The sequence below is a fragment of the Ruegeria arenilitoris genome (assembly GCF_013032445.1).
GTDB lineage: Bacteria > Pseudomonadota > Alphaproteobacteria > Rhodobacterales > Rhodobacteraceae > Ruegeria > Ruegeria arenilitoris_F.
Genome location: NZ_WQCA01000047.1, coordinates 1 through 13561 on the forward strand (window position 1 = coordinate 1; position 13561 = coordinate 13561).

Below are 13561 nucleotides of genomic sequence, written 5' to 3' on the forward strand. Positions count from 1 at the left end.
GTCAGTTGGTATCTGATTGAACCACTGGTGAAATGTAGCTTTGAACGCAGTTAACCTGCTGACTTCGTCCAGCAAGGTTAACTGATACCAGCCCAAAGCGGAATCAAACTGGCGTTTGTTTGCCGGTAGTTTATGGATGAAATCAGCGCTTTAAATTCGCCTCAAAACTTCGGCACGTATCGATCCAGCAGCGCGTCGACCACCCCTTCTTGAAGTTGGTGAGCTGTTGCTTCGTCCACACGCAAGATGTCTTCAAGGATAATAAGTTGTTCCATTCCTGTCGTCATAGACAATCGCTTCGCCAGAACGTCAATTTCCTTTGACTCCATGAATGGGTGAGCTGGTGAAAGAGCTTCGGCAAAGGCCGCCACTCTTCTCGCACCACGCATTTTGACCGTTCCAGCCTCAAGTGATGCCTTGAGTGTTTCAGCCAGAAACTGCCGGAAGTGGGCCTCGTGAACCCGTGAAAAATCCAGATAATAGCGTGCGACCCTGTGTACGCGGCTCCTGATGTCAACCAGTCCCTTGAGAAGCTCTGACGTTGGCATGACGTCTAGATCAAGCGTCGCGTCCAAAGCCAAAACGCTTGGGTCAGAAAAGTAACGATAGACGGTCGCTCGGCTGGTTTTGGCGCGCTCAGCGACTTTGGCGAGCGTCACCTCCTTGCCTTCCGACATCAGTTCACGAGCAGCCGAAAGAAGTGCTTCTCGCGTTCGGTTGATTTGATTTGTACGAGGCGCCAATTCCAAGCCCTTTGTGATACACTTGTCTCATAAGTAGATATATGTATCATAAGAGCAGTATGTTTCAAGTAAAGGGAGTCGCAGTTATGACTGAACCTCGCCCGCGAATTTATCATCTTCTTGGGAACCTTTTGACCTTTCATGCCTTTCCCAGTGAGACAGGGGATCGTTGCACAATCGTCGAGATAAAGACGGCGCCAGGTGCCGGTGCACCGCCCAATCATCATGCTGGAGAAGACGAGAGCTTCTATGTGCTCGATGGTGAATTCGAGTTCTTTTTGAATGGCGAGACAGTCAACGTCAAATGTGGTGACTTCGTTAAGGTTCCGGACGGCGCAGTGCACGCCTTTACATGCACCGGGGAGCGGCCTGGCCGGTTACTTTGCATAAACGCCCCCGGTGCGATGCATGACACTTTTTTTACTGAAGCCGGTGAAGCAATGCCTGACGGCACGACCGACATTCCGGCGCCAGATGGACCACCAGACATTCCGGCGATCATGGCCGTGGCAGGTCGAGTGGGAATGACGATCCTGGCGCCTGCGGACGTTCCCAGCTAACGAACGCGCGTGCATAACTCCGGGTTGCGAAACGGAGGCTTTGGAACAAAGCTTCTGCCGCACACCCTAACTTGAAATACTGGCTCAACCCGAAGCCGACATTCACGACGAGACCTTGCGATTCTGGATAGCGGACATTCGCGACGCTTTCCAAAAATGTCTTCTATGTGAACCAGAGCAATCGTTTAGGCGTAGGCGTGATAGCGGCTTAGATCGTCTGCTATCAGTGCTTGGTTGAGTTCGTTTCGGCGTGAGAGCGCTCAACTCAGCATTCTTTCCGAAACGTCCTCAAGAAGGGTATGAAGATCGAACTCTTCGCCTTTCTCCGCAAGCCCTTTGTCATGCAGAATGAAGGACAGCCCGTGCACGAAACTCCACAACAAAAAACCACGGCGGCGAACTTCGTCTGTGATTCCCGGTTCACCGAGACACTTTGCTACCTCAGTCAAAAGAATCCCGAAGCTTTGCTGGCCGCCTTCCTCCAACCGGAGGTCCGCAATACGGTCTGTGAAGCCGCCAAATTTCAGTCTGAAGATCCCGGGCTCATTTAACGCGAAGGCAATATACTCCATTCCTATGGCAGTAATGCGCTCGGGAGATCCTTCAGGAACGCCTTCTAGCGCTGCCAGCATTTTGTCTCGGTGCCGATCCATTCCCTCAAGGACAGTGGCGACCAGCATTTCTGTCTTGTCTTTGAAGTGCTTGTAAGGTGCTGCGGTTGATACGCCCGCGCGTCTGCACGCCTCGGATACAGAAAAACTGTCCGGACCTTTTTCTTCAACCAACTGTCGGGTTGCTTCGATCAGTGCAGCGCGGAGATCGCCGTGATGATAGGCTTTCTTGCTGACGGATAGACCAGCCGGTTGTCTGCTTGTCGGATGATTTTTTTCGGTGCTGCTCATGATCCAACATGTGCCAGATCACGTATCTCTTGTCAAAGTGAGAACTTCTAACATATGTTAGAGACGCTAACTTGATGAGGTCCCCAAATGCCGAATCCTGCAAATTCATCTACTGAAGCGACCAAACCGAGCCTACTTGCACGTGTGTTGCGCGGCACTGTGCGCCTGGGAGTGACCGTCAGTTTTATGGCCGTTGCAGCGGCCGCCGTTTACTTTGGTGCATCCGAGCTCACCCGTAGAGCGGACGCTGTACCCGCACCAGATGCAGCCGCTGTGACACCGGTGTCCGTGACACCGATCACGTCCGAGAGCGCTTACACAGTCGACCGTGTGTTCATCGGGCAGGTCGAACCTCAGCGTTCGGCAGATATCTCTTTCGAACTGAACGGGACGCTGGACCAAATTCTGGTGGATGAGGGTGACGAGGTTGCCAAGGGTCAACTTCTTGCGACACTGGACATCGCACTACTGGAGGTCGAACGCGACCGTCTGACAGCATCACGTGACGCCATTGCAGCCCAACTTTCATTTGCAAAGAAAACAGTCGAGCGAAACGCGAAACTCATTGAAGAAGGCTTTACCAGTCAAGCCCGTTTGGACGAGGCCGTTTCTCAGCAGGATGAATTGCTATCCAGGATTGGCGAGTTAGATGCTGCCTTGCGTGATGTGACCGTTCGGATCGAAAAATCCAGTATCGAGGCTCCGTTTGCCGGTCAAATAACCGCGCGACACGTGGATGGCGGTGAAACTCTGCGCTCGGGCGAGTTGGTTTTGGGTATGGTCGAGGTCGTGTCGCCGCAGGTTCGGATCGGTATCCCTCTCGATGTTGATCCGGCGCTGCTGACTGACGTTGAAATCGAAATTGCAGGTCAAAGCTATCAGGCTGAGCTTGCAACTTTGCGGCCCGATATCGACCCGGTGACCCGAACCCGCACTGCGCTGTTCGGTTTGAAGAACGCGCCGGACGTTGCTTTCGGACAAACCGCACGGGTGCATGTACTCGATCCCGTCCAAAGTGCGGGGACCTGGGTGCCTACAACATCTCTGAAGGAAGGAACTCGCGGGCAATGGACACTGCTCGTTGCCGACGCGCAAAAGACTGTGCGCCTGGCGACTGTCGAAGTGCTACATGCCGAAGATGACCGCGTCTTTGTGCGTGGCGCGTTTCTGGAAAGCACCGTCTTGATTGATCAGGGGCCGCAGCGAGTCAGCGTTGGTCAGCGCGTTGTCTTCAACACTGGCGAGTAACGGAGCGATTTGATGGAAACTCTTACCTTTCGCCATCCCCGACTGGTCGCCCTGATCATTTTGGTGCTTGTGTCTGCAGGCCTGTCTTCGTTCCTATCGCTTGGGCGGCAGGAAGATCCTACGATCACCAACCTCTTCGCAACGGTAACGACACAGTTCCCGGGTGCAGACCCAGAACGGGTCGAAGCGCTAGTTACTGCAGAAATCGAGGAAGAGCTGCGCAAAATCGCCGAGGTGGATGAGATCAGTTCTGTATCCCGCTCGGGCGTGTCGGTCGTTTCGGTAGAATTGCTGGAAACGCTAGACAAAGCCACCATTGAGCAGGTTTGGGCCGAGGCTCGGGACGCCGTTGAAGATGCGCGCCAGAACTTTCCGGCAGGAGTTTTGCCGCCGGAGTTCGATGCCGAGGGTATTTCTGCCTACTCCGTTGTCATTGCAGTTGCGGCCGACGACCCCGACTTCCCGTTAACTTTGCTGTCACGTCATGCTGAAACACTGGGTGATAGATTGCGCGCGATACCTGCGACACGAGCCGTCGACTATTTCGGTCAGCCAGAAGAAGAGGTGCTCGTAAGCGTGGATATGGACAAGGCCGCTGTGCTTGGGCTTGGCGCAACCGAGATTTCCCAGCGGATCGTCGAAGCAGATGGGAAGGTTCAGTCTGGGCGGCTGCAATCCGATGTCGACCTTACCATAGGTGTCAGCGGAGAAATTGAGACTTTGGATCGCATTCGGAGCATTGTTCTGCGAGAAAATGCAGACGGTGCCGTGGTGCAACTCGGAGATATTTCCAGCGTAGACCGGGGCGCGCGCAAACCGCAGTCCTCAATCGCTTTTGCCAACGGAAAGCCCTCCGTTTTGGTGGGGATTCTGGCGCAGGACGGCGTGCAGATCGACCGCTGGACAGGCTTTCTTAAGGATGAACTTGAGGCCGGCGCTGCATCGATACCTTTGGGCATGCAGGAACTACTGCTGTTTGATCAAAGCCAGTACACGACGGATCGTTTGTCAGAGGTTGGGATCAACATGGCCATTGGCGTGGCTCTGGTCGTGGCAGTTTTGTTTGTCACGTTGGGGGTTCGGGCGGCCGCGATCGTGGCTTTGGTATTGCCAGTTGTTTCATTGGCAACCCTGGCGACGATGAACATGATTGGATTGCCAATTCACCAGATGTCCGTGACGGGTCTGATTGTTGCCCTAGGTCTGCTCGTTGACGCTGCCATCGTGATGACCGACGAAATTCGACGCCGTCTGCAGGATGGGATGGAGAGACTTGCAGCCGTGCGAGATGCTGTTCGCCGTTTGGCCGCGCCTTTGCTGGCGTCGACTGTAACAACGGCGCTCGCCTTCACACCGATGATCTTGCTGCCGGGACCCGCCGGCGACTTTGTCGGTGCCATCGCTATAGCCGTGGTGCTTATGCTTGTCTGGTCCCTGGTTGTGGCCTTGACTGTGACCCCGGCGATTGCGGGCTGGTTACTTTCAGATCACCCCGACGCAGGAATGTTGAGCCGCGGTATCAGCATCCCACCGCTTGCACGAATGTTCGAGGCTTCTATTCATTTGTCCGTTACTAATCCGGTGCGATCCATTGCGTTGGCATTGATTTTGCCAGTGCTCGGCTTTGCAGCGTTTCCAACGCTGACGGCGCAATTCTTCCCGGGCGTCGACCGCAACCAATTTTATATCGAGGTCGATATGCCGGGGGGAACATCAATTGCCACCACCGAAGCAACCGCCCGCCAGATCGATGAAATGCTGCTGGCGGATGACGGCGTCAAAAGTGTCTACTGGACGGTCGGAGAATCCGGCCCTGCATTCTACTACAACATCGTTGGCAATCGTTCACGTGAGCCTGGGTTTGCACAAGCCATGATCACAACCAACACGGCCGATGACGCAGCCCGCCTTGTCGGAGCGTTGCAGAGCCATCTGGATACCGACTTTCCTGACGCGCAGATCATCGTTCGCAATCTTGTTCAGGGCCCTCCGGTCGCCGCACCGGTTGAAGTCAAAATTCAGGGGCAGGACATCACGGTTTTGCGAGATCTGGGCGACGAGGTGCGTTCAGTCATGGCCAATCTCGATCTGGTAACCCAGGCGCGCACCAGCGTGAACGGCGGCAACCCTCAAATCCGGTTCGAGATTGATGAGGTCAAAGCGCGTCTGCTGGGACTGGACGTGGCCGATATAGCTGGTCAGCTGGACACGGCGCTTGTTGGCATCACCGGTGGATCACTGATCGAAGGGACTGAACAGTTGCCGGTGCGTGTTCGTCTCGGCGACGAGGTGCGATCAGACCTAAGCGCCATTGTCAGTATGCCGATCCTGCTGCCCAATGCTGCCGCCATATCCGCGATCGGAGTTTTCCCCGCTGTACCTTTGTCGGAACTAGCCAGACCGGTGCTCGAACCTGCGGAAAGCGTTATAACCCGAACGGATGGCGTGCGCGAAAACACCATACAGGCGTTTATCGTACCCGGTGTTTTACCCGAAGAGGCTTTGCAGGACATACTAGAAGCGCTTGATGCGTCCGGGTTTGTGTTGCCGCAAGGCTATTCGATGTCCTTAGGCGGCGACAGTGATGCCCGATCCAACACCGTGGGCAATCTGCTTGCCTCTGTTGGTTTGATTGTCACACTCTCCATCGCGACCATCGTTCTGACCTTTAACTCGTTCCGGCTGACGCTCGTGAGCTTGGTCGTGTGCGTTTTGTCTGCAGGCCTTTCAATGCTGTCGCTGGCCGTCATGCAATTCCCGTTCGGAATTACGGCGATCATTGGAGTCATCGGCTCAATCGGTGTTTCGATCAACGCGGCGATCATAATTCTAACCGGATTGCAACAAGACGTTGACGCAAGCCAAGGCAACCGAGCGGCCATGGCGCGCGTTGTGACTGGTTCAAGTCGGCACATCATCTCGACAACGATCACAACCTTTGGCGGTTTCCTACCCCTGATCATAGCTGGAGGAGCATTTTGGCCGCCATTCGCCGTTGCAATCGCCGGGGGCGTGCTGTTGTCGACTGTCGTATCGTTTTATTTCACCCCACCCGTGTTCGCGTTGGTGTATCGTGGAAAGTTCGACAAACCGCTTGAGGTAAAAAACCAGCATTCCCAGCCTCAAGAAGCTATTGTTGCGCTTGTGGCGGAGTGAGGATCGAGACTACTTCTCCTTGCGAGTTGGTATGTTTCAAAGCCGTCGTTGTTCGAAGCAAGGTTCAATTTCTGCTATGGGTCGCACGCTGAACTTTGCAAAGTCTGGTTTCTACGCATCGCTGACATTGGTGCGCTGAGCAGCATCGGTTGATTTGGGCTCGGGGCAGACGTTCACGAATTTGTCGCGATTGACCGCTTGGCGAAAAAAGCTGCCGATAAGTCAGCTTATTGGGATGTGTGATGACGGCACATTTCAGACATTCGTTCATACGACGCCGTATGTCCGCCTACAACACCTTTCGGAACTTCCTGGCCACCTGCGCGGCGGTGCCCTCGTCAAACCGTGGTCCGGCGATCAAGCAGAAAGTCAACTGCAATGTGGAACTGGGTTCAGTCGATTGTGCCCGGGAGAACCCTTCGGCAACCGAAGCTGGAAGAAATGCGCGGCAAAACTCTAATTCAACCGCATCCCGTAAGGACGCAACGGTAGCAGCTTCCAGAACCAACTCATGAGCATAGCGCCCATCCCTCAGATCGCGAAGCGCACCGTCTCTCAGCACGCAGTCAGTGGTCAGCAGACCGCAGCGCGCCTTTCCGTTTTCACTCTTCGAAGACCCGAACCAAGTGATTTCTTCGGTCCAGAGCTCATGGCCTTCTTCACTATCAGGTTCTCGCGCCACAATGGCCATGTCGAGAACCCCAGAGGCGACTTTTGGCCGAAGTGACCTGCTTGGCTCAAGAACGATGCTCGGGGACACTCTTGGGAATTCGCGCTGAAAGATCGGCAACAGCTTTTGTAGCAAGGTTGGCGCATAATCGGTCGGAGCACCGAACTTGAGAGGCCCAGCCAAGTCATCCTGCCGCAACTCCCCAAGCAACTCATAGTTGAGCGACATTAGTCTCAGGCCCTTTGCCCTGAGCACCTCTCCGGCTGAAGTTAGTGAGATTCCTTGATTGCTTCGCTCCAGTACGCGTTTCCCAAGAATTTCTTCGAGGCGTTTGATCTGCTGACTGATGGCCGCTGGGGTCTTGTTCAGTTGTATGGCGGCAGGTTTGAAACCCTTTGCGTCGATCACAGTTAGAAATGTTTTGATGAGATCAAGATCAAGCGCAGGGGGCATGATTAAGTAAATCCGACATAAGCTGTTAAAGTTCTTTCGTTTGCCTGATTTACTGAAATTAGCCACGCTTGGCGAGAAAAATCTGGGAGGAAGGGCATGCCTGAACAAATTGAACCTGTAGTAGATGTTTCGTCTCATGATCAACCAGGCCAAGCACTTGAGCGTGCCGTCGAATTGGGGAGGCCAGGCCAGAAGGTGATTTATGCTCGTGATTGGTGCCTTTTCAATCGATCCTTAGCTTCTGCTGCTTGGGCACTGTACGAGGGGGGGCTGGTTGATCTGGTGCAGAGACGTGTGCCCTCCGCGCGATACACGAAGTTCGAATACATTGCGATCAAGCGTTCAAGTGGCGCCTTGTGAAACAATTTTTCTAACGCACTTATTAAGATTGTTTTGTTTGATTTAACCACAAATCCTGACGCAATATGGAATAGTCCCAAACTGCGAGGGCCCTATGCTGGATCTACCCAACATCATTGACGAGAAGCGCGTGCGCGCCTATCGCCTGAACCGAACACGCGAGTTGCTGGCCCAGTTCAAGATGGATGCGGCGGTACTGTTCGATCCTCTCAACCTGCGCTACGCCACCGGTTGCCGCAACATGCAGGTTTGGACCTCGCACCACTTGTCCCGCTACGTCTTTGTACCCATCGAGGGACCTGTGGTTCTGTTCGATTACGGCGGGGCTAAGCACCTGTCAGACGATCTCGAAACGATTCAGGAGACCCGCCCGGCCAAGAGCTGGGACTATTTCGGATCGGGGCATCGCGCCGAAGAACACGCCAACAATTGGGCAGACGAGATTGTCGACCTGCTGCATCGCACCTGTGGGCGCGGGGCGACGCTGGGTATCGACCGGGCTGACCTTTTGCCGATGTTGGCGTTGCAGCATCGCGGAATCAAGATGAAGGATGCCAAGGGCCCGATGGAAATGGCACGGTCCATCAAGTCGATGGACGAGGTTGCGATCATCAAGAACTCGATGCAGGTCTGCACCGATGCGATCGCCTACATGCGCAGCTTTGCCGAACCCGGCGTGACCGAGAACTTTCTTCTGGCCAAAATGAACGAATACAATATGCGCCATGGTGGCGAGTATCAGGAAACCCGGTTGCTTGCGTCGGGTCACCACACCAATCCGTGGTTCACAGAATCCACCGACAAGAAGATCGAAAACGGTGAGATGTTGGTGTTCGACAGCGATCTGATCGGGCCGGATGGCGTCTTTGCCGACCAGACCCGCGCCTTCGTCATTGGAGACCGCGAACCGACTGACGAACAGCGAGTGCTTTATGCGCATGCCTATGAGCAGATGGAGCACAACATGGCTTTGCTGCGTCCCGGAATGACCTTTGAAGAGTTCGGCGAGCTGAGCTGGAAGATGCACGACATCTATGTGCCCAACCGCTATGCTGAGATGATCCACGGCATTGGCTTCGGCGTGGAGTACCCTGTGATCTACTACCCCGAGGACCATGAGACCTGGCAATATTCCGGCACCTTCCAGGAGGGTATGTGCGTCTGTGTCGAAAGCTATATCGGCCCGGTGGGCGGGGACGAGGGCGTGAAGCTGGAACAACCAGTGCTGATAACCAAAGACGGCCCCGTGCCCCTGACAGATTGCCCCTTCGAGGACGACTACCTGTGAGCAGCTATGATTACGTTATTGTCGGCGCAGGCACGGCGGGCTGTGTGCTGGCGCATCGGCTTTCCGAAGGCGGCACTTATTCGGTGCTGCTGTTGGAACATGGAGGCGATGACCGCAATTGGATATTGCAGATGCCCGCTGGGCTGCGGTCGGCCTTCAAACCAACCAGCAAGTACAATTACTGGTTCAAGACCACGCCGCAAAAGCATCTGAACAACCGCGAGATCGACCAGCCTCGTGGCAAGGCGCTTGGCGGGTCGTCCGCGATAAATGGCATGACCTTCCTGCGTGGCAACCCGCGGGATTACGACGATTGGGCCGAGGTTGAGGGGTGCGACAGTTGGTCCTTTGCCGACTGCCTGCCCTATTTCAAGAAATCCGAGCGCCGAGACGGATCGGCCGACGATTACCGTAACAATGCTGGCATGGTTGGGGTCAAAGCGCAGCCTATGGAGGATCTGAACCCGCTGAACGCTGCCTTTCTTGAGGCTGGGCAGCAAGCAGGTCATGCTCTTACCAAAGATGTGAATGGCTATTCCCAGGAAGGTGTCAGCCGGTTTGAAATGTCCGTCGAAGGGGGATATCGCAGCACCTCGGCCCGCGCCTATCTGCATTCGCAGGCCAAGCGTGAAAACCTGACGGTCACAACCGGCGCCAAGGTGCTGAGGGTGGTGGTAGAAAAAGGCCGCGCGGTAGGGGTGGAGTTCTCAAAGGGGCGAAAGACCCAGACCGTACGCGCCAATAGAGAGGTCATCCTTTCTGCTGGTGCCTTTGGCACGCCTCAAATCCTGATGCTGTCCGGCATAGGCCCCGAGGCGCATCTGCGCGACCGCAGTGTACCCGTTGTCTTCAACGCACCGATGGTGGGCGAAAACCTGCATGACCACCTTGAGGCCCATGTACAGGTCGAAACCGACAAACCCGTTTCGCTGAACAAATATCTCAAACCACATCTTATGCTTTGGGCCGGTATCCAATGGTTTGGTTGGAAAGGCGGCGTGGCAGCGGTGAACCAATGCCATGTTGGGGCCTTTTTGCGCTCCACACCTGAAACGACACACCCGGATATCCAGTTCCACTTCTTCCCGATCCTGTTCGGGCCAAACTGGATCCCAGATCCGGCCAAGAACGGTTATCGCCTTGGTGCTGGCCCCATGCGGCCAGAAAGCCGGGGGACTGTTCGGTTGGCGACGAACAACCCCAATGATGCACCGCTGATTGATCCCAACTATCTGGCGACAGACCACGACTGGCTCGTAATGCGCAAAGGTTTGAAACTGGGCCGCGAGGTGTTGGCACAGGACGCGTTCAAAGACTTCCATGTGCGCGAGGATCTGCCGGGTAACCACGTCAAGACCGATGCAGACTGGGATGAGTTTATCCGCGAGGATGCGTCGTCCGCCTATCACCCCTGCGGAACTGCGCGCATGGGACTCGATGGCGACCCGCGTGCCGTGGTTGATCTTGAGCTCAAGTTCCGCGGTATCGATGGGCTGCGCATCGTTGATGCCTCTGTCATCCCGGCCGTGCCAAGCGCCAATATCAACGCCGCTACGTTCATGATCGCTGAAAAAGCGGCTGACATGATCCTTGGCCGACAACCTTTGCCCCCCGAAACGGTGCCCTATCACCGCGCCGTCTGACTGGAGACCGAACATGACACGACTGACCGAACGTTTGCTTGACTCGACCCATTTCAAACGCCGCAAGGCGACTAAAGACACCAAACGCAAAATTGATGGCTGGGAGATCTGGGAATGCGCCGATCCGGCCTTCAGCTATGACTATGATCGGACAGTAACCATGTATGTGCACAAAGGTGCCGCTGTCCTAACCTTCGCGGATGGTGAAGCGGTTGATATTCAGGCAGGCGATACCTTGACAGTTCAGGCCGGTGCGATTGCCTCATGGGTGATCTCAGAGCCTATCTGCAACAGTTACATGTATCACGACACCTTCATGTCCGCCACGAAACGGGCCGAGCAGGTGCGTTGGCAGGATCGCTAAGTGACATCGCCCAACAAAATCACCGGCTTCATCCACGGTCTGGTTCCGGCGCAGATTCCCCCGGAGGTGCTTCACATGGCGCGCCGTTGCCTGGTCGACACGCTGGCGGTCTGGGCCGCTGGTACGATGACCGAGCCCAGCCGGATCGCGCGGAACCACGCAGCCAAACGCTATCCCGGCACATTGCCGATGCCCTTCGACGGTCGCCCAGTGAACTCTGTAGGCTTAGCCTTTTCTGGGGCAGCGACCGTGGATGCGCTTGATGCCCATGACGGCCACCAGCTTTGCAAAGGGCATGCAAGCGTTGCACTGGTGCCCGCGCTTTTTGCCGAATTGAGAAATGCCACGTGCACCATGGACGAGTTGCTCTGCCATCTCGTCGTGGGTCAAGAAATCGCCATTCGCGCCGGTCTTTCTCTGCATGCAACCACGCCTGACTATCACTCATCAGGGGCCTGGAACGCGCTCGGCTGTGCCGCCATTACCAGCCGTTTGAGGGAGCTGTCCCAAGAGCAGACTCGGCAGGCCCTGGGTATTGCCGAATACTATGGCCCCCGTGCCCCAATGATGCGCTGTATTGAGCACCCCACCATGGTCAAGGATAGCAGTTCCTGGGGGGCTCTGACCGGTCTTTCCGCCGCAGATCTGGCTGAAGACGGGTTTACGGGGGCACCTGCCATGACCGTTGAGGCGACCGAAGTCGACGCCATCTGGAGCGACCTCAGCGCAAACTGGCGGATCCTTGAAAGCAATTTCAAAGCTTACCCGGTTTGCCGGTGGGCACATCCGCCGGTCGAGGCGATCCTATCCGTCCTGCGCGACCATGACATTCCGCGAGACGAGATCACAAAGATCACGGTGCCAACCTTCCATGAAGCAACAAAACTGGCGACACGTCGCCCCGAAGACAGCGATGCTGCTCAGTACAGCCTGCCGCTCGCGGTGGCGCTTGCCACACGATTTGGCACGATCCAACCTGATCACTTGTTGCCGGACCACTATGATCAACCGGAAATCTGGGCTCTCGTCGACATGGTGAGCTTAGAAGAGGACGACAAATGCAATTCAGCCTTTCCAGCAGAGCGCTATGCACGTGTGACACTGACGTTAAAAGATGGCAGCCAATTGGGTTCCGACTTCAAGGCCGCACGGGGGAACCATGACGCGCCTCTCACCGATCAGGAACTGATCGAAAAACTGGAGCATTTTGCAGGGCCTGTTCTTGATGCTGAAGCACGCAAAAGTATTTCGAACATTCTGTCCAATCCCGGCGAAGCCTCTTCACCATCTAACCTGATGAAGCTGTTGCAGCGGTCGCAATCCGGCAAGCTCGGCGACTGAAGTTCGTTTTGGATGGTAGCAACAGACAAATGGTTAGTGGGGAGGGTGCTGTCAGACGAATTCTAACCAGTCTCAGTTTGCCGCAGAAACCGCGAACCTATCCGGAACAAAGTTGACGCCACTCGCTAAGAGCGGCGGTGCGTGTCAGCTTGAAGGTGTCTCGGCTGGTCAGCGATCTTTCCTGGTTGAAGTGGTTGTATACGGAGGAATGGACGGAGGCGAATTTCTGTAAACTTCGCATGCGCCTGAAACGCTGCATCGCGCTTTCGCGTCGTCGAAACGGCAGGTGCGAATTCTCGACGCGGTTATTGAGCCATCTGCCCGTCTGTTGTTTTTCGAGCGCTCCCATTTCTCTGAGCGAAGCCTTGTAGGAAGCGAAGCGGTCTGTGACGATCTCTTCGGCGCAACCGTGCCGCTTCATCAATTTCCTGAGGAATTTCAGTGCTGCAGCCTTGTTTCGGCGTTTTGTGACAACGGCTTCCAGCACCTCGCCTTCGCGATCAACAGCCCTCCAAAGATAATGCCGCTTGCCATTCACCTTCACGAAAACCTCGTCCACGTGCCACTTCCATTTGGAGAACGCACGCAGCTGCTGAACACGCTTCCGCCTTATCTCAGCAGCAAACATCGGGCCAGACCTGTTCCACCAATATCGGACAGTTTCGTGGCTCACGTCGGTGCCTCGCTCCTGCAGCAGGTCTTCTACCTTTCAAAGCGATAGCGAGAACCGAACATAAAGCATCACCGCAAGGCGGATGATCTCGGGACTGGCTTTAAAGCACTTGAAACAGGCAGGTCTGGTCATAGGCAAACGCTACGCAACCGCCCTGCCC

General features: G+C 55.4%; 10 protein-coding genes and 1 pseudogene. 7 read left to right on the forward strand and 4 right to left on the reverse strand.

The window, feature by feature from the left end:
• Window positions 1-161: 161 nt before the first annotated feature.
• Entirely contained in the window at window positions 162-749 is a 588-nt protein-coding gene (locus tag GOW98_RS24430) for a TetR/AcrR family transcriptional regulator (RefSeq protein WP_367646902.1), read from the reverse strand.
• Window positions 750-829: 80 nt separating this feature from the next.
• On the opposite strand from GOW98_RS24430, the gene GOW98_RS24435 reads away from it, so the two are divergent.
• Window positions 830-1303, forward strand: coding sequence for a cupin domain-containing protein (locus GOW98_RS24435; RefSeq protein ID WP_170337046.1), 474 nt, complete (start codon window positions 830-832; stop codon window positions 1301-1303).
• A 260-nt stretch (window positions 1304-1563) separates the two neighbouring features.
• Here the strand turns inward: GOW98_RS24435 and GOW98_RS24440 are convergent, their stop codons facing one another.
• On the reverse strand, window positions 1564-2205 hold the full coding sequence (locus tag GOW98_RS24440) for a TetR/AcrR family transcriptional regulator (RefSeq protein WP_170337050.1): 642 nt from the start codon (window positions 2203-2205) through the stop codon (window positions 1564-1566).
• A gap of 171 nt (window positions 2206-2376) precedes the next feature.
• On the opposite strand from GOW98_RS24440, the gene GOW98_RS24445 reads away from it, so the two are divergent.
• The gene (locus GOW98_RS24445; protein ID WP_170337052.1) at window positions 2377-3453 is read left to right on the forward strand and encodes an efflux RND transporter periplasmic adaptor subunit; all 1077 of its coding nucleotides are present in this window, start codon (window positions 2377-2379) and stop codon (window positions 3451-3453) included.
• A gap of 12 nt (window positions 3454-3465) precedes the next feature.
• Complete coding sequence (locus GOW98_RS24450) at window positions 3466-6609, forward strand: efflux RND transporter permease subunit (protein ID WP_170337053.1); 3144 nt, start codon at window positions 3466-3468, stop codon at window positions 6607-6609.
• 289 nt (window positions 6610-6898) lie between these two features.
• On the opposite strand, the gene GOW98_RS24455 is transcribed toward GOW98_RS24450, so the two are convergent.
• A complete protein-coding gene (locus tag GOW98_RS24455; RefSeq protein WP_170337055.1) occupies window positions 6899-7870 on the reverse strand; it encodes a LysR family transcriptional regulator in 972 nt (323 codons plus the stop codon).
• Window positions 7871-8186: 316 nt separating this feature from the next.
• On the opposite strand from GOW98_RS24455, the gene GOW98_RS24460 reads away from it, so the two are divergent.
• The 4 genes from GOW98_RS24460 to GOW98_RS26425 are packed head-to-tail and all read left to right on the forward strand — an operon-like array spanning window position 8187 to window position 12728.
• Complete coding sequence (locus GOW98_RS24460) at window positions 8187-9380, forward strand: M24 family metallopeptidase (protein ID WP_170337057.1); 1194 nt, start codon at window positions 8187-8189, stop codon at window positions 9378-9380.
• Entirely contained in the window at window positions 9377-11023 is a 1647-nt protein-coding gene (locus tag GOW98_RS24465; RefSeq protein ID WP_170337059.1) for a choline dehydrogenase, read from the forward strand. The genes GOW98_RS24460 and GOW98_RS24465 overlap by 4 nt, the downstream gene beginning before the upstream one ends.
• Before the next feature lie 13 nt (window positions 11024-11036).
• On the forward strand, window positions 11037-11387 hold the full coding sequence (locus tag GOW98_RS24470) for a cupin domain-containing protein (RefSeq protein ID WP_170337061.1): 351 nt from the start codon (window positions 11037-11039) through the stop codon (window positions 11385-11387).
• Window positions 11388-12728: an MmgE/PrpD family protein gene (locus GOW98_RS26425; protein ID WP_170337063.1), complete on the forward strand. Its 1341-nt coding sequence runs from the start codon at window positions 11388-11390 to the stop codon at window positions 12726-12728.
• Between the two features lie 97 nt (window positions 12729-12825).
• Here the strand turns inward: GOW98_RS26425 and GOW98_RS24480 are convergent.
• Window positions 12826-13533, reverse strand: a pseudogene (locus GOW98_RS24480) (IS6 family transposase).
• Between the last annotated feature and the right edge of the window lie 28 nt (window positions 13534-13561).

What these genes read in the sequence shown, in the direction of transcription:
- GOW98_RS24460 (WP_170337057.1), top strand. Translation starts at nt 8,187, where the DNA reads ATGCTGGATCTACCCAACATCATTGACGAGAAGCGCGTGCGCGCCTAT.
- GOW98_RS24435 (WP_170337046.1), top strand. Translation starts at nt 830, where the DNA reads ATGACTGAACCTCGCCCGCGAATTTATCATCTTCTTGGGAACCTTTTG.
- GOW98_RS24450 (WP_170337053.1), top strand. Translation starts at nt 3,466, where the DNA reads ATGGAAACTCTTACCTTTCGCCATCCCCGACTGGTCGCCCTGATCATT.
- GOW98_RS24470 (WP_170337061.1), top strand. Translation starts at nt 11,037, where the DNA reads ATGACACGACTGACCGAACGTTTGCTTGACTCGACCCATTTCAAACGC.
- GOW98_RS24455 (WP_170337055.1), bottom strand. Translation starts at nt 7,870, where the DNA reads ATGAGACGAAACATCTACTACAGGTTCAATTTGTTCAGGCATGCCCTT.
- GOW98_RS24440 (WP_170337050.1), bottom strand. Translation starts at nt 2,205, where the DNA reads ATGAGCAGCACCGAAAAAAATCATCCGACAAGCAGACAACCGGCTGGT.